We start from the raw sequence: 16,110 nt of genomic DNA on the forward strand, positions 1-16,110 counted from the left end.
GTTTATTCTTTTTTTGAAAGATAATAATTATAAACTTTTAGGGCTTTGGAATTTCCGATTACTTCGGAAAGTTCTTCTTTAGATGCTTTTTTAATGACGGCTAATGACCTAAAATGTTTCAGTAGTTCCACGACTGTTTTTTCTCCGATGCCGGGAATGTTTTCTAATTCAGTGTTAAGAGCAGCTTTACTTCTTTTTTGTCTATGGAAAGTAATTCCAAAACGATGGGCCTCATTCCTCAAGTGTTGGATTACTTTAAGACTTTCTGATTTTTTATCCAGATATAACGGAATAGAATCTCCTGGGTAATAGATTTCTTCCAGGCGCTTGGCAATTCCGATAATGGTAATTTTTCCTCGAAGGCCTAATGTTTCTAAAGCTTTTAGTCCAGAAGAAAGTTGTCCTTTTCCTCCGTCTACAATGATTAACTGAGGCAAGGGCTGTTCTTCATCCAGTAATCTTTTGTATCTGCGATATACAACCTCTTCCATAGAAGCAAAATCATTAGGACCTTCCACGGTTTTTATATTGAATTTTCGATAGTCTTTTTTACTAGGCTTAGCATTTTTAAAAACCACGCAGGCAGCTACTGGGTTTGTTCCTTGTATATTCGAGTTGTCAAAGCATTCTATGTGTGTAGGAGTAACCGGAAGTCGTAAATCCTTTTTGATCTGTGCTAATAATCGATTTACATGTCGATCAGGATCCGTTATTTTTATTTGTTTAAAACGTTCCTGACGGTAATATTTTGCATTTCTAACAGAGAGGTCTACTATTTTCTTTTTATCACCTAGTTGAGGAACAGTTACTTTTATGGTATCCCCTACATTGACCTTAATGGATGAAAAAATCTCTTTGGACCTGGAGTTAAACCGTTGTCTGATTTCAATAATAGAAAGCTCCAGAAGCTCTTTATCGCTTTCACTGAGCTTTTTCTTTATCTCCATGGTATGAGATCTGATAATTGAACCATGTGAGAGTTGGAGAAAATTGACATACCCATAAGATTCATCGGATATGATAGAGAACACATCTACATTATTAATTTTTGGATTGACAATGGTAGAACGTGCCTGGTAATTTTTTAGAACGTCTATTTTCTCTTTGATTTGCTGAGCTTCTTCGAACTCCATATTTTCGGAGTGAAGCATCATTTGTTTCCAAAACTGATGTAAGGATTCTTTGAAGTTTCCTTTGATAATCTGTCGAATCGCTTCTATGTTATTGATATAGGCTTCTTCACTTTGCATATCCTCGCAGGGGCCTAAGCAGTTCCCCAAATGATACTCCAGGCAAACTTTATATTTACCATTTTGAATTTTATGAGGTGATAAATCGTAATTGCAGGTCCTTATAGGGTATAATCCTTTTATCAATTCTAATAAAGTGTGAACAGTTTTTACGCTGGTATAAGGACCAAAATATTCAGAGCCATCCTTTATGAGATTTCTGGTTAGGAATACTCTTGGGAATCGTTCTTTTTTGATGCAAATCCATGGGTAGGTTTTGTCATCTTTCAACATGACATTGAATCGAGGTTGGTGTTTTTTTATAAGATTATTTTCTAGTAGTAAGGCATCTGTTTCTGTTTCGACTACTATGTGTTTTATGGTGTTAATCTTTTTGACCAGTACATTGATTCTGTAGCTATCATGGTGTTTAGTGAAATAAGAAGATACCCTTTTCTTTAGGTTTTTTGCTTTACCAATATATAGGAGTTTGTTATCCTTATCATAATATTGATATACTCCGGGACTAGAGGGTAATGTTTTAATTTGTATGTCTAAAGAAGGTGTATCCATATTTCTAGGGTAAAAATAATGTTTTGACGTTATTTTGTAGTTATGAATACTTGTTTTTTGAATAAAAAGATACGAATATCTAATTAAGCGGGAAGCAAGCTAAATAAGGTGTTTGAAGCGTTGTGTTTTTTTTTATTTTAGTAATTTATAATTTGAATGTTTTTGGAGAATAAAAAAATTATAATAGGAAGAACAGATAAAGCAGATTTTCCGCTGTTGGAATTGTACGGCATTGATATAAAGATTGATACCGGAGCATATACCTCTTCTATTCATTGTTTACACATAAAAGAAAAGAAGAAAGAGCTCCAGTGTTGTTTTTTGGATCAGAGTTATCCGGAGTATAACGGGAAGCAATTTGTTTTTAAAAATTATGATATTACCGCTGTCAAGAGCAGTAATGGCGAAATAGAAGAACGCTATGTGGTAAAAACAAAAATATGTTTATTTAAAAAGGTTAATCCAATAACACTCACATTATCTTCACGCAGAGATATGCGTTTTCCGGTTTTATTAGGGCGTAAATTTCTCAGTGGTAAGTATATTGTTGATACAGCATTAGAGGATCAATCATATAATTTCTGTACGAATGAATATTAAAATTCTATCGCGAAATGCGAGTTTATACTCTACGGATGTATTAGTGCAGGCGGCGATAAAACGAAAGCACAATGTTCAGGTAATTGATCCGCTGAATTGTGATTTGGTAATGGAGAAAAAAAAGCCGGAGATCTATTACAGAGGTAAAAAACTAGATCATGTAGATGCGATCATTCCCAGAATAGGTTCTTCTATAACCTATTATGGAACAGCGGTAGTGCGACAATTCGAAATGATGAATGTATTTACAACTGTAGAATCTCAAGCGCTGATCCGTTCCCGGGATAAATTAAGAAGTTTGCAGATACTGTCTAAAGCAGGGCTGGGACTTCCTAAAACGGTATTTACCAACTATTCCAGGGATATTGATGGGGTGATTGCACATGTAGGAGGAGCTCCATTGATTATTAAGTTACTAGAAGGAACTCAGGGGTTAGGAGTAGTGCTTGCAGAGACAAAAAATGCAGCAGAATCCGTAATTGAAGCATTCAATGGATTGCAGGCACGTGTGATTGTGCAAGAGTATATCAAAGAAGCAAAAGGCGCAGATATCCGTGCTTTTGTTGTCGATGGTCAGGTGGTAGGAGCAATGAAACGACAGGGGAAAGAAGGAGAGTTTCGATCCAATCTACACAGAGGAGGAACAGCTTCTGTAATTGAATTAACAGATGAAGAAGAGGTAATGGCGATTAAAGCAGCTAAGGCTATGAAATTAGGAGTTGCTGGAGTAGATATGTTACAAAGTGAAAGAGGGCCTCTTATCTTAGAGGTAAATTCTTCTCCTGGCTTGGAAGGAATAGAAAGAGCCACAGGGAAGGATATAGCAAAAACAATAATTCGTTATATAGAACGAAGCGTATAAATCATATGAATAAAGAAGAAGATGTTCTTAATATCTTAGGTGAGCAAATAAAATTAGGGGTTAGTAAAACTATTAATTTTAATATTGCGAATCTGTTTACCTCTACAAAGGTCGAAATTCCGATTATCATAGAACGATCAAAAAATCCAGGTCCCACAGTTTTGATAACAGGAGGGATTCATGGAGATGAGATTAATGGGGTTGAAGTTGTGCGACAGGTAATAGCCAAAAAAATAAATAAACCAAAAAAAGGGACGATCATTTGTGTTCCCGTATTAAATGTATTTGGTTTTTTGAATATGAATCGATTCTTTCCGGATGGAAGAGATCTTAATAGAATATTTCCAGGAAAGAAAAATGGTTCTTTAGCAAGTAGGTTTGCCTATCAGTTTGTAAATGAGATTCTCCCGGTTGCGGATATCTGTCTGGATTTCCACACAGGAGGAGGTAGTCGTTTTAATGCACCCCATATACGTGTGGCGCCAGGAGATGATCAGCTAATCGCTTTATCTAAAGTGTTTAATGCTCCCTTTACCTTATTGTCTAAAAACCTTAAGGGTTCTTATCGGAATACCTGTACAAAGATGGGGAAAGATATTTTGTTGTTTGAAGGAGGAAAATCAATGAGCAGTAATAAGGATATTGCCAGAGAAGGAGTGTATGGTACGATTAGGGTATTGGATTACTTAGGGATGCTGGATACGAATTTTAAAATATCAGAAATAAGAAGAGAGACAATTGTAATAAAGAAGAGTACCTGGGTGAGAGCAAAATATAGTGGACTTTTACATGTGAAAATTCCTTATGGAAAAAAAGTGGTAAAAGATGAGGTATTAGCAACAATTACAGATCCGTATGGAAAAAAGAGATATGAAGTAAAAGCCCCTAATGAAGGGTATATTATTAATGTGAATGAAGCTCCAATAGTATATAAAGGAGATGCGATTCTTCATATAACCACAGAACTTTTAGAAAGTAAAAATGACGAAACAAGAATTACGAGTTAAATATAAATTACTTAGAGCAGCTATAGATGAAGAAGAATTGGAAGAGATGAGTATGGAAATTGCCAACAGATTATTGCAATTACCCATCTGGCAATTATCGACCTATCATCTTTTTTTATCCATTAAAAAACAGAAAGAAATCAACACAGAATTTATTCTCCATATTTTACAGGGTAAGGATAAGAACGTGGTCATTTCAAAAAGCGATTTTGAGCTACATACCCTTTCCCATATCTTACTCACTGATAATACTGTGATGAAAGTCAATAAATGGGGCATACCCGAGCCGGTAGATGGAATCAAAATGGATGAAAGACAATTAGAAGTAGTATTTGTACCACTATTAGTATTTGATGAACAAGGAAATCGAATTGGTTATGGCAAAGGGTTCTATGATCGGTTTTTAGCAAGTTGTAACTCCGAAACAATAAAGATAGGATTGTCTGTGTTTCCTGCTGAAGAAATAATAGAAGGAGTATTGCCTACAGATATCCGCTTGGATTATTGTGTTACTCCGGAAAAAATATATCAGTTCGAAAAATAAGAACTATGATCTTTCGGTAGCTGTGTAAACTTATTATGCCTCTTTTTTAGGGAATGCCTTTTTGTTGAAGATAATGAGAAGAAAAACACCAATGCTAATAGCTGAATCAGCAATATTAAATACAGGATCAAAAAAGGAAAAGTGAGTGCCTCCTATAAATGGGATCCATTCAGGCAGGATGTCATTGTACAATGGAAACTGGATCATGTCGACAACCTTCCCATAGAAAAGAGTTTCATACCCTCCACCTTCAGGAAGGAACTGTGCAACTTGTACAGCAGTACTTTCATTGAATAATAAACCGTAAAAAAGAGAGTCTACAATATTTCCAAAAGCACCGGCAAAAATCAATGCAATACAAAAGGTAAGGATTGGAGCACTATTTTTGCGAATAGAGTCGTATAACCAATAGGCAATACCTGTAATAGCAACAAGCCTGAATAATGTCAGGATTAGTTTCCCGTAATTACCAGGGAGCTCTACTCCCCATGCCATTCCTTTGTTTTCTACAAAAATAATTCTGAACCAGTCAAAAACTTTTACTTCTTCATGCAGTGTAAAAGTAGTTTTGATGTAAATCTTGGAGATTTGATCTATTAACAGAACCAAAATTATAACTAAAATAGACTTCTTTAATGACATATATACTTTTGATTTAGACAAGTCAATAATTTGATGACGAACAAAAATAGTGTTTTATTTTATTTTGTGAATATTTATATTGCCACTTATGGATTTTAACCGGATTTGATGTTGTCCAAAAATAGGTTCTGAAGAGATATTCCCGGTAACAGAGCGGGAGGAGATCGTTGCATTTTTAGTGTATAGGGTAATGTCTCCTCTATAAGTATTAATAATAGCGTCTCCTACAAAAGATGTAAGGATGCAGGAACCACTATTCAGTTCAGTGAATAGGTGCTTAAAAGAGCCTTCTGTAGCAAGTGTGGCTGTTGTTGATTTTGTAGTAACATAAAGATGTGATGGAAGTCGGATGCGGGTTTTTAACGAAAAGATTTTATGAGCACTTAACTTGTCATCTTCTATAGAGAGAAATGGTTGTAATACCTCAGTAACGTATAGCGTTTTATTTTTTTGCTCGATTCGTAATAATACATTGTTTTTATACTCTCCGTCTGCCATTGTTTCGATGTGCATTTTTACTTCTTGCGTATTTTCTATATGAATACTGTGGCTGTAATTCATGATGAATACAATGCTGTCAATACCGTTAAGAGCCTGCTCTTTTTCAGACCTGTATTGTCCCAGAAGTAAGGAAGAGTTTAGCAATAACAAGATGGAGAGCAGTAGTTTCACAAGTATATAGTAGAAAAGGAAGGGATATAAAAAAGTGTTTTCTAATAATCATATCAGAAAACACTTTTGTATAAAATTATTCAGTAGCTGTTTTTACGCTGAGGTAGCTTACTTCTGCATATTTTTTGCCTCAATGCTTAGTGTAGCATGAGGAACTAACTTCAGACGTTCTGGATTAATTAATTTTCCAGTTACTCTACAGACACCATACGTTTTGTTTTCGATTCGTAATAAGGCGTTTTTTAAATCTCGTACAAATTTTTCCTGACGGATTGCTAACTGCGTATTCGCTTCTTTAGACATTGTCTCACTTCCTTCTTCAAAGGCTTTGAAAGTAGGTGAGGTATCATCTGTTCCGTTGTTACCATCATTTTTGTATGAGCTTTGTAGTAATTCCAGATCTTTTTTGGCTTTTTCCATTTTTTCGAGAATGATTTCCTTAAACATTGCCAGATCTGAATCACTGTACCTTGCTTTTATGTCTCCTGCCATGCTCTTAATGTTTTTTAATTAACAATTGGGTTGCGATGTCATCAAACGCAATTTCTGTACCATTTATTATATCTTCCGCAAAATCAATTGTTTTGGTTAAAGTTTCATTTTTAATGTACGCTTCATTAGTACTGATAGCGTCTCTGATGATTTCATTTTCCTGGAAAACGATTTCTATCTTATCTGTCACTTCAAAGCCACTATCCTTACGAATGTTTTGTATTCTGTTGATAAGCTCTCTGGCGATACCTTCCTTTTTTAGTTCCGGTGTAATCGTTACGTCCAGTGCAACGGTCAATGGACCAGAATTAGCAACCAGCCAACCTTCGATATCTTGTGAGCTAATCTCAACATCACTTGTCTCTAAGGTAATAATTTTATCATTAATTTCTATGTCAAAACGACCAGTTTGTTCTAGGGTTTTGATACTTTTTTGATCTAATTTTTGTATTTCACTGGCAATCAGCTTCATGTCTTTTCCGAAACGAGGTCCTAATGCTTTAAAATTAGGTTTTATTTGCTTAACGAGGATTCCCGAAGCATCGTCTATAAGTTCAATGTCTTTTACATTTACCTCATTTTTAATTAAATCAGCGATTTGCGAAATTTCGTCTCTTTCTTCATTTGTAAGGATCGGAATCATAATACGCTGAAGTGGTTGACGTACTTTTATTTTTTCTTTTTGACGTAGTGAAAGCACTAGGGATGATATAATCTGTGCCTTTTGCATTTTGCGTTCTAAAGCCTTGTCTACAAATTTTTCATCAAATTCAGGGAATGTAGACAGATGCACACTCTCATGCGATTCTTTATTGGTGTATTTTGTCAAATCTTTATAAAGGCGATCCATAAAGAAAGGGGCTACAGGAGCTCCTAATTTGGCAACAGTGAGCATACAGGTGTATAAGGTCTGATATGCAGAAATTTTATCCTGTTGGTAATCTCCTTTCCAGTATCTTCTTCTGCTTAATCGAACAAACCAGTTGCTTAAGTTTTCCTGTACAAAGTCTGAAATGGCTCTGGTGGCTTTTGTTGGTTCGTAATCGTTGTAATACGCATCTACATTTTTGATCAGCGAATGAAGTTCACTTAAAATCCATCGGTCTATCTCTGGTCGTTCTGCTAATGGGACATCTTCTTCATTATAGGTAAAGTTATCGATGTTGGCATACAAACTAAAAAAAGAATACGTATTGTATAGCGTACCAAAGAATTTACGACGTACTTCAGCAATTCCTTCTGAATCAAATTTTAGGTTATCCCAGGGATTTGCATTACTAATCATATACCATCTGGTAGCATCAGGTCCGTATGTTTTTAATGTTTCAAAAGGATCGACCGCATTCCCTAGTCGTTTTGACATTTTCTGACCATTTTTGTCGAGTACTAGCCCGTTTGAAACGACATTTTTATAGGCAACATCATCGAAGATCATTGTTCCGATGGCATGTAGCGTGTAGAACCAACCTCGTGTCTGGTCTACTCCTTCTGCTATAAAATCGGCTTTTCTGTCTCCGGATTCTACTTTTTCTTTGTTTTCGAATGGGTAATGCCATTGTGCATATGGCATCGCTCCAGAATCAAACCAAACATCAATAAGGTCGCTTTCTCTCTTCATTGGTTTTCCTGAATCAGAAACCAGCGTTATATTGTCTACTACATTTTTATGAAGATCTATTTTATCATAGTTCTCTTCGCTCATATCTCCTACGACAAAGTCTGCAAAAAGATCACGATCCAATACTCCTGCTTTTACAGCCTTTTCCATTTCAGCTTTTAATTCCTCTACAGAACCAATGATGATTTCTTCTTTTCTGTCTTCAGTTCTCCAGATCGGTAATGGAATTCCCCAAAAACGAGAACGGGATAAGTTCCAGTCATTAGCATTGGCAAGCCAGTTTCCGAATCGTCCTTCTCCTGTAGCTTTAGGTTTCCAGTTGATTCCCAGGTTTAATTCGTGCATACGATCTTTAAAGTCCGTGACCTTTATAAACCAAGAGTCTAATGGATAGTATAGTATAGGCTTGTCAGTTCTCCAGCAATTAGGGTAACTGTGCACGTATTTTTCAACCTTGAAGGCCTTATTTTCTATTTTTAATTTGATTGCGATCTCTACATCGACTGATTTTTCCGGAGCCTCTCCCTCATTGTAGTATTCATTCTTTACATATTTTCCGGCAAACTCTCCAACGTGTTTTGTAAACTTACCTTGCAGGTCTACAAGTGGTACCAGGTTTCCGTTGTCATCTTTTACTAACATTGGAGGAACCTCAGGAGTTGCTTGTTTGGCAACCAGGGCATCGTCTGCACCAAAGGTAGGAGCTGTGTGAACAATTCCTGTTCCATCTTCTGTAGTGACAAAATCTCCTGTAATTACTCGAAAAGCATTTTCAGGAGTATCGTTTGGTAATACAAAATCTAAAAGTTGTTCATATCTGATTTCTGCTAAATCTGCTCCTTTACATTCTTTGGTGATAATGTAAGGGATTTTCTTATCTCCTTGTTTAAAATTAGTAAGAGCTTCTTCTGATTCGGCAAGGACAAACTTTCCTGAAAATTGTTTTCCAACCAGGTTTTTAGCCAAGATTACCTGAATAGGTTCAAAAGTATATTGATTATAAGTTTTTACAAGCACATAATCAATTTTTGGTCCTACGGTAAGGGCTGTATTAGAGGGAAGTGTCCAGGGAGTCGTGGTCCAGGCAAGGAAATGAATGTCTCCTTCTACATCTGCAAATAGCGAAGGAAGTGTTTCTTTTTTTGCTTTGAACTGAGCGACAACAGTAGTGTCTGTTACATCCTGATATGTTCCGGGTTGATTAAGTTCATGAGAACTTAATCCTGTCCCTGCTTTTGGAGAATACGGTTGTATTGTATATCCTTTATACAGTAGTCCTTTTTTGTATATCTGAGAAAGAAGCCACCACACACTCTCCATATATTTGGACTTATAGGTAATATATGGGTCTTCCATATCAACCCAATATCCTATTTTTTCTGTGAGATCATTCCAGATGTCGGTATAACGCATTACCGCTTTTTTACAAGCTTCGTTATATTCTTCTATACTGATTTTTTTGCCGATATCTTCTTTGGTGATTCCTAATTCCTTTTCTACACCAAGTTCTACAGGAAGACCATGTGTGTCCCATCCAGCTTTTCGCTTTACCTGATATCCTTTTTGTGTTTTGTATCTACAGAAAATATCTTTAATCGCACGAGCCATAACGTGGTGAATACCAGGAAGTCCATTTGCTGATGGCGGTCCTTCAAAAAACACAAAAGGTGCTGCGTTTTCCCGTTCGGTGATACTCTTTTCGAAAATATTATTTTTCTGCCAAAAATCAAGTATGTCTTCTGCCACTTTTGGCAAGTCAAGTCCTTTGTATTCAGTAAACTTAGTGCTCATGGAATCTTTCATTCTGTTAAGGTTGCGAAAATAAGGATTTTCTTGAAAAATGTCGAGGGATTATTGATAATACATGTGCTCAATTAAAATCCTTGAGAATAATAAAAGATTAAGTATCTTTCTCGGAGAAAATCATTAGTGTTGTTTTTATATGAATAATATACTTCATCTTGCGTTATTTCAAAGTCACTTAGCATGGGAGAATCCAGTTCAAAACAGGGCAGTTTTAGGTAAAAAAATACATGCTGTAAATGAAGGAATAGATATTGTCGTCCTTCCAGAAATGTTTACTTCTGGATTTACGATGAATCCATATGAAGTAGCAGAAGCCCCAGAAGGAGAAACTATTAAATGGATGAAGCAGTTAGCTGGAGAAAAGAAGATAGCTATTTGCGGAAGTTTAACCGTTATAGAGGAGGGAGCGTATTACAATCGTTTTGTATTTGTAGAGCCCAGTGGAAAAATGCATACATATAATAAACGACAATTATTTACGCTGGCAAAAGAACATCAGGTATATAAAGCCGGATCGGATCAGTTAGTAATAATGTATAAAGGGTGGCGAATACGACCATTGATTTGTTATGATCTAAGATTTCCGGTATGGGCGAGAAATACTCAGGAATATGATGTGCTGCTATATGTGGCAAGTTGGCCTAAAATCAGAATTGAAGCCTGGGATGCTTTATTAAAAGCCAGAGCAATTGAGAATATGTCATATTGCATCGGGGTTAATAGGGTCGGACTCGATGGGAATGGATATGAATATAATGGGCATTCCCGGGTATTTGATATGCTTGGGAAAGAGTTGTCAGATGCCAGTTTGCTGGAAAAAGAAAGTGTAATTTACACATCTCTTGATAAAAACCATCTCGATAAGACTCGAAAAAAATTCCCGTTTCTGGAAGATGCTGATCGTTTTACGATTCATCTTTAAATGCTTTGTAGTCTTTTATTCGTCTTCGTTTTGTATAGTAAATATTTGTTTTAGCTCCCAGTTAGCTCGTACATCGATCACCTCCGGATAATGGTGTACCTTTTCTGGTTGTAGTTGCTTCAGGAAGTTACCAGTATCCCATTTTTCATTTTTATTCTCATCAATAATAACCCGGATATTGTATTTATTCGGTAACAGGTTTTCGAAGACAATAGTCTTATCATCAGAAGCTACTTGTTCTTTATAAACAATCCCTTTTTCGTCTGTCAGTTGTACCAAAACAGGATATTGCTGTACTTCTTTTAGTGTTAGAAAGATTTTTCCGTAGTCAGAATATTTTTTTGTTCGAATGGCGAATGTCAAAGTATCATTGACATTGCCAATAAAATCGGATACAGCTTCTGGTAGTAAGGTAATTGTATAAAAATCGTTTTCAGCTTTTTCAAAAGTAAGGGATGCATTGTTGGATATGCTGTCCAAATGTGCTTTAAAGGGAACAGAAGTGGTATCTTTATCTGTAATTGTAATTCGTTCTTTGTCTATTGATGTCAAGGGGGTATTGGCAGAAAAAGAAAAATGTTTGTCAAAGGGAATATGTCCCTGAATATCACTTTTTACCATTAAAGAATCCTTGTACTGGTCTTTGAACCGGGTAAGTAAAGTATCTTTGTAATGAGGAGCATTCGTAACCTGAAATTTCAAAGAATCCGTTTCAAAAAAAGGAGTAAACCAATATTGCACGGTGTCTTTATCTTTTACAGGGATTACTTTGCTTACAAAATCTTCGGGAGTTTCCGATAGTAGTTTGATTTGTAAACTATCTGCTGCTCCTTCATAACCAAAAATAAAGGCGTTTTTAGAAATCTGTTTCGGTTTTAATGCTTTGAAATCAAGGATTTCCTTGAAAATATTGATGTTAAAGGCTGTACTTGTGTCTGCAGGAAGGGAAATATTTTCTTGATAAAAACCAATCATATCTTCCTTGGGCTGATATGTGTAATTTGAAGATTTATCTTTTAAAGCAACCAGCTTGTATGTTCCTTCCTTTAGGTTGTCGAATTTAAACCCTGTGCTGTCCAGTGTATTGGTAATATATCGCGGAACCTCATTATAGACAAGGGAGTCTGTATAATTTTCATCAACAGGGTATAACGCTACTGTAACAAAAGAAGTTGTTTTTTTCTGTAAGGCATCAGTAATAGTCCCTTGTAGCGATAGTGAATCTAAGGTTTTTCCGGTAGAGAATACATATCTAAAATACGGTAGAGGATTTCCTTCGTTGTTATCTACAATGCTTTGTCCGAAATTAATGCTATACGTAGTATTGGGAATTAAAGAATCCTGAAATTTAATTCGGATATACTTGCTGGCAGTGCCCAAAGGAGTAATGATAGGTTTGGTGTTCATAGGAGGAGAAATAACAATCTGTTTTTGATAATCTTTTAATTTGATATATTCATCAAAATAGATTCGGATTTCTCGTTTGTCAAAAGACGTACTGTAATTTGCCGGTAGTGCTTTTATAAATTCTGGGGGAGTTACATCTTTTTCTCCTCCCGAAATAGATCCTTTTTTAGCACAATTTGCTAAAAATAATAAACACAATACAGCTATATATAATAGAGTAGGTCTTTTAAACATAACACCTTTACAATTTTGAGACACAAAGAAACAACTATTTGGAACAAAGAAAAAACTATTCTGCAATTGCAATTGTAGCGATACTTATTTTAATTCCCTCGATGGATTTGAGTTTATTAATACAAGCTTCTATTGTTGAACCTGTTGTTACAATATCATCGACTAATAATATATGTTGGTTTTTTAATAAAGACTCTTTTTGGATATGAAATGTTTCAGCGGTATTTCGCCATCTGTATAGTCTTCCTTTTTTTGATTGTTTCGGAGTGTAGGAACTTTTTTTTAAGACCGTATCAATATAGGTAGCATCAAGTTTTTTTGCGATTTCTTTTCCGAATTTTTCTACTTGGTTATAACCTCTTTGTCGGAATCTTTTTTTGTGCAAAGGTACAGGGATAATGGCTGTAATGGTTTGATAAGAAGGGATATGTCGTAGTTCTTCTCCCAGCCATTTTCCTAGCTCTTTTCCGATAGATTCTCTTCCTCGGTATTTTAAATTATGCAGCAAATTCTGGACCAAACCTCCTTTGTGAAAAATGAATAAAGAAGTTGCGTTTTCAATTTTAACACGTCCGTAGAATACTTTTTCTATACTTTTGGCGTTTACGTTATGGAAATTGCCCAGCGGGAGTATATGGCGACAAGAGGTACACAATACCCTTTCGTTTTTATGAAGAGGTGTATCGCAAGCAGCACAATATATAGGATAAAAAAGATACGCTAGATCGCTTAGCATAGCATAATAGAATTAGCATTAATTACTAAATTTAATTTATATTTACTTTTTATCGTAACCATCAAAATTAAGAAATTATTATGACGAACCAGAACAATAACCTGACCCTCAAAATTCTAATAGGAGTTTTAGGAGGATTGCTATTAATTTTAGGGATTTTTACGTACAAGTTTTACAATGAAGAAAAACGAAATAAAGCCATCCTACAGCAAGAAAAAGACCTTATAGAAAGCGAATTGGGCGAATTAATAACCAAATATGATAATGCAATTGCTCTTAATGAGGTAATGGATGACCACCTGCTAAAAGCAAAGGAGAGAATTGTAGTTTTGTTGGATAGCGTAAAAGACAATGAAGCAAACCTAGCTTTGATTTCCAGATATAGAAGAGAAGTTGGAAAATTGAAGAAAGAGAGAGAACGCCTGTTTAAATTAGCAGATAGCTTGACAGCAGCGAATACTCAGCTGGCAACTGATCTTGATAGTACTTCTACTGCATTGAATGAGCGAATCATTCTGGCAGACTCTCTTCAGTCTCAAAACACAAAATTAGCAGAGATTGTAGAAAGAGGTTCGACTCTAACGGCTGCGAATATCAAAGTAGAAGGAGTTAAAGTTCGTAATAGTGGTAAAATTGTGAGTACTTCCAGAGCTTCTAGAGCTGAGAAAGTAAGAGTATGTTTTACATTAGCACCGAATAAACTGTCTAAGAAAGGAGATAAAGACTTATTTGTACAGGTAATTAACCCTCAAAACAATCTGATTGGAGATAAAATCTCAGTTAATTTTGATGATGCAGTTCTTACATATAGTGGAAAGAACAAAGTGTTCTATGAGAATTCTGCACTGGATGTTTGTATCCTTGTTGATACAGCAGAAGGAGAAATTACAGAAGGAAACTATGTAGTGAATTTATTCTCTGGACCAAAAATGATTGCAAATACGAAATTTGAACTTAGATAGTTCAGTATATAACGTATCAAGATATAATAAAAACCACCTAGATAGGTGGTTTTTTTAATTCTCTTTTTTAGAATACATCAAGGTGTTTATTAATTAAATAATTTCATTTTTAATTCATGTAAATTCGATTATTTTTGTGTCATGGCAAATCAAGAAGATAAATTTAAAAAGGTTATTGCCCACGCTAAAGAGTATGGGTATATTTTTGGTTCTAGTGAGATTTATGACGGGCTTAGTGCTATTTATGACTATGGACAGAACGGAATCGAACTAAAAAAGAATATACGAGAGTATTGGTGGAAGAGTATGGTGTATATGCACCAGAATATTGTAGGGTTGGACGCTGCAATATTTATGCATCCTACCACCTGGAAAGCATCCGGTCACGTAGATGCATTTAATGACCCTCTGATTGACAATAAAGACTCTAAAAAGAGATATAGGGCTGATGTTTTGGTTGAGGACTATGCAGAGAAATTAAATCAAAAGGCTCAGAAAGAAATTAAAAAAGCACAAAAGAGATTCGGGGACTCATTTGATGAAGCTCAATTTGTAAGTACTAATCCAAGAGTAGTTAAATACCTATCTCAAAAAGATGAAATTCTTAAGCGTCTGGCAAAATCCTTAGAAAATGAGGACTTGGAAGATGTAAAAGCATTAATAGAAGAATTAGAGATAGCGGATCCGGAAACAGGGTCTAAAAACTGGACGGATGTTCGGCAGTTTAATCTGATGTTTGGAACAAAACTTGGTGCTTCTGCTGATTCTGCAACTCAATTATACCTTAGACCAGAAACAGCGCAAGGAATCTTTGTGAATTTCCTAAATGTGCAAAAAACCGGGAGGATGAAAATTCCTTTTGGAATTGCACAAACAGGAAAAGCCTTTAGAAATGAAATTGTAGCAAGACAATTTATTTTTAGAATGCGTGAGTTCGAACAAATGGAAATGCAGTTCTTTGTTCGTCCAGGAGAAGAAATGAAATGGTATGAGTATTGGAAGGAAACAAGACTAAAATGGCATTTATCCCTTGGATTAGGAGAGGAAAATTACCGTTTTCACGATCATGAAAAACTGGCGCATTATGCAAATGCAGCAGCAGATATAGAATTTAATTTCCCATTTGGATTTAAAGAATTAGAAGGAATACACTCCAGAACAGATTTTGATCTTAAAGCACATGAGGAGTATTCAGGTAAGAAGCTACAGTTTTTTGATCCAGAATTAAAAGAAAGTTATGTGCCGTATGTAGTAGAAACATCCGTAGGACTGGACAGAATGTTCTTGGCAGTGTTCTCTACGGCGCTTCAGGAAGAAAAATTAGAAGATGGTACGACAAGAACCGTATTAAAACTTCCTGCTGTAGTCGCTCCTGTAAAAGCAGCTATCTTACCATTGGTCAAGAAAGATGGACTTCCAGAAATAGCACAGAAAATAGTAGACGATCTAAAATGGAAATTTAATGTAGTCTATGATGATAAAGATGCGATTGGTAGAAGGTATAGAAGACAAGATGCAAATGGAACCCCTTATTGTATAACAATAGATCACGATACGCTGAAAGATCAGACAGTAACCATAAGAGATCGAGATACAATGGAACAAAAACGAGTATCTATAACTGCCTTAAAAACGATAATCTCAGAAAAAACAGATCCGGAATTCTGGTTGAAATAAATTAGGATAAAAAGATTTAATAAGTATACTGAAGCTGCTCTGTACAGAGCAGCTTTTTTGTTAAAAAAAAGAAGAAAAAGTTTTGCAAAAATAAAATGTATACCCAAAGCAGATAATAAATTACCCC

General features: G+C 35.5%; 14 protein-coding genes. 7 read left to right on the plus strand and 7 right to left on the minus strand.

Annotated features, from left to right (window positions below; translation table 11 throughout):
* Nucleotides 1-2: 2 nt before the first annotated feature.
* Nucleotides 3-1,802: an excinuclease ABC subunit UvrC gene (gene uvrC / locus ACFSTE_RS00720; protein WP_176028051.1), complete on the minus strand. Its 1,800-nt coding sequence runs from the start codon at nucleotides 1,800-1,802 to the stop codon at nucleotides 3-5.
* 162 nt (nucleotides 1,803-1,964) lie between these two features.
* Between uvrC and ACFSTE_RS00725 the strand changes: the two genes are divergently transcribed.
* The 4 genes from ACFSTE_RS00725 to ACFSTE_RS00740 are packed head-to-tail and all read left to right on the plus strand — an operon-like array spanning nucleotide 1,965 to nucleotide 4,815.
* The gene (locus ACFSTE_RS00725) at nucleotides 1,965-2,402 is read left to right on the plus strand and encodes an ATP-dependent zinc protease family protein (protein WP_254884109.1); all 438 of its coding nucleotides are present in this window, start codon (nucleotides 1,965-1,967) and stop codon (nucleotides 2,400-2,402) included.
* Nucleotides 2,392-3,264, plus strand: a complete 873-nt coding sequence (gene rimK / locus ACFSTE_RS00730; protein ID WP_176028049.1) for a 30S ribosomal protein S6--L-glutamate ligase — start codon at nucleotides 2,392-2,394, stop codon at nucleotides 3,262-3,264. The genes ACFSTE_RS00725 and rimK overlap by 11 nt, the downstream gene beginning before the upstream one ends.
* A 5-nt stretch (nucleotides 3,265-3,269) precedes the next feature.
* Nucleotides 3,270-4,271 (plus strand): succinylglutamate desuccinylase/aspartoacylase family protein, encoded by a 1,002-nt coding sequence (locus tag ACFSTE_RS00735; protein ID WP_176028048.1) that lies wholly within the window; start codon nucleotides 3,270-3,272, stop codon nucleotides 4,269-4,271.
* Entirely contained in the window at nucleotides 4,246-4,815 is a 570-nt protein-coding gene (locus ACFSTE_RS00740) for a 5-formyltetrahydrofolate cyclo-ligase (protein ID WP_378257940.1), read from the plus strand. The genes ACFSTE_RS00735 and ACFSTE_RS00740 overlap by 26 nt, the downstream gene beginning before the upstream one ends.
* Before the next feature lie 33 nt (nucleotides 4,816-4,848).
* Here ACFSTE_RS00740 and ACFSTE_RS00745 read toward each other — a convergent pair whose 3' ends face one another.
* The 4 genes from ACFSTE_RS00745 to ileS form a co-directional block, all read right to left on the minus strand.
* On the minus strand, nucleotides 4,849-5,457 hold the full coding sequence (locus ACFSTE_RS00745; protein ID WP_176028046.1) for a lipoprotein signal peptidase: 609 nt from the start codon (nucleotides 5,455-5,457) through the stop codon (nucleotides 4,849-4,851).
* 54 nt (nucleotides 5,458-5,511) lie between these two features.
* Nucleotides 5,512-6,129, minus strand: a complete 618-nt coding sequence (locus tag ACFSTE_RS00750) for a hypothetical protein (protein ID WP_378257943.1) — start codon at nucleotides 6,127-6,129, stop codon at nucleotides 5,512-5,514.
* 108 nt (nucleotides 6,130-6,237) lie between these two features.
* Nucleotides 6,238-6,621 carry a TraR/DksA family transcriptional regulator gene (locus ACFSTE_RS00755; RefSeq protein WP_176028044.1) on the minus strand — a complete coding sequence of 128 codons (384 nt, stop codon included), beginning with the start codon at nucleotides 6,619-6,621 and terminating at the stop codon, nucleotides 6,238-6,240.
* Between the two features lie 4 nt (nucleotides 6,622-6,625).
* Nucleotides 6,626-10,030, minus strand: a complete 3,405-nt coding sequence (gene ileS, locus ACFSTE_RS00760; RefSeq protein WP_176031047.1) for an isoleucine--tRNA ligase — start codon at nucleotides 10,028-10,030, stop codon at nucleotides 6,626-6,628.
* A 151-nt stretch (nucleotides 10,031-10,181) separates the two neighbouring features.
* Here ileS and ACFSTE_RS00765 point away from each other — a divergent pair, with 151 nt between their 5' ends.
* Entirely contained in the window at nucleotides 10,182-10,967 is a 786-nt protein-coding gene (locus ACFSTE_RS00765; protein ID WP_378257945.1) for an amidohydrolase, read from the plus strand.
* 15 nt (nucleotides 10,968-10,982) lie between these two features.
* On the opposite strand, the gene ACFSTE_RS00770 is transcribed toward ACFSTE_RS00765, so the two are convergent.
* Together ACFSTE_RS00770 and ACFSTE_RS00775 are read right to left on the minus strand one after the other, a co-directional pair.
* Nucleotides 10,983-12,608 (minus strand): Ig-like domain-containing protein, encoded by a 1,626-nt coding sequence (locus ACFSTE_RS00770; protein WP_378257947.1) that lies wholly within the window; start codon nucleotides 12,606-12,608, stop codon nucleotides 10,983-10,985.
* Between the two features lie 55 nt (nucleotides 12,609-12,663).
* Nucleotides 12,664-13,344, minus strand: a complete 681-nt coding sequence (locus tag ACFSTE_RS00775) for a ComF family protein (RefSeq protein WP_378257949.1) — start codon at nucleotides 13,342-13,344, stop codon at nucleotides 12,664-12,666.
* An 80-nt stretch (nucleotides 13,345-13,424) separates the two neighbouring features.
* Here ACFSTE_RS00775 and ACFSTE_RS00780 point away from each other — a divergent pair, with 80 nt between their 5' ends.
* Nucleotides 13,425-14,306, plus strand: coding sequence for a hypothetical protein (locus ACFSTE_RS00780; RefSeq protein ID WP_176028040.1), 882 nt, complete (start codon nucleotides 13,425-13,427; stop codon nucleotides 14,304-14,306).
* A gap of 141 nt (nucleotides 14,307-14,447) precedes the next feature.
* Complete coding sequence (locus ACFSTE_RS00785; protein ID WP_176028039.1) at nucleotides 14,448-15,983, plus strand: glycine--tRNA ligase; 1,536 nt, start codon at nucleotides 14,448-14,450, stop codon at nucleotides 15,981-15,983.
* The last annotated feature ends 127 nt before the right edge of the window (nucleotides 15,984-16,110 follow it).

This window comes from Aquimarina hainanensis, from assembly GCF_042684685.1.
Taxonomy (GTDB): domain Bacteria; phylum Bacteroidota; class Bacteroidia; order Flavobacteriales; family Flavobacteriaceae; genus Aquimarina; species Aquimarina hainanensis.

Coding starts and splice junctions, on each gene's coding strand:
- ACFSTE_RS00745 (WP_176028046.1), bottom strand. CDS start 5,457: ATGTCATTAAAGAAGTCTATTTTAGTTATAATTTTGGTTCTGTTAATA.
- ACFSTE_RS00755 (WP_176028044.1), bottom strand. CDS start 6,621: ATGGCAGGAGACATAAAAGCAAGGTACAGTGATTCAGATCTGGCAATG.
- ACFSTE_RS00735 (WP_176028048.1), top strand. CDS start 3,270: ATGAATAAAGAAGAAGATGTTCTTAATATCTTAGGTGAGCAAATAAAA.
- ACFSTE_RS00740 (WP_378257940.1), top strand. CDS start 4,246: ATGACGAAACAAGAATTACGAGTTAAATATAAATTACTTAGAGCAGCT.
- rimK (WP_176028049.1), top strand. CDS start 2,392: ATGAATATTAAAATTCTATCGCGAAATGCGAGTTTATACTCTACGGAT.
- ACFSTE_RS00775 (WP_378257949.1), bottom strand. CDS start 13,344: ATGCTAAGCGATCTAGCGTATCTTTTTTATCCTATATATTGTGCTGCT.
- uvrC (WP_176028051.1), bottom strand. CDS start 1,802: ATGGATACACCTTCTTTAGACATACAAATTAAAACATTACCCTCTAGT.
- ileS (WP_176031047.1), bottom strand. CDS start 10,030: ATGAGCACTAAGTTTACTGAATACAAAGGACTTGACTTGCCAAAAGTG.
- ACFSTE_RS00770 (WP_378257947.1), bottom strand. CDS start 12,608: ATGTTTAAAAGACCTACTCTATTATATATAGCTGTATTGTGTTTATTA.
- ACFSTE_RS00780 (WP_176028040.1), top strand. CDS start 13,425: ATGACGAACCAGAACAATAACCTGACCCTCAAAATTCTAATAGGAGTT.
- ACFSTE_RS00765 (WP_378257945.1), top strand. CDS start 10,182: ATGAATAATATACTTCATCTTGCGTTATTTCAAAGTCACTTAGCATGG.
- ACFSTE_RS00785 (WP_176028039.1), top strand. CDS start 14,448: ATGGCAAATCAAGAAGATAAATTTAAAAAGGTTATTGCCCACGCTAAA.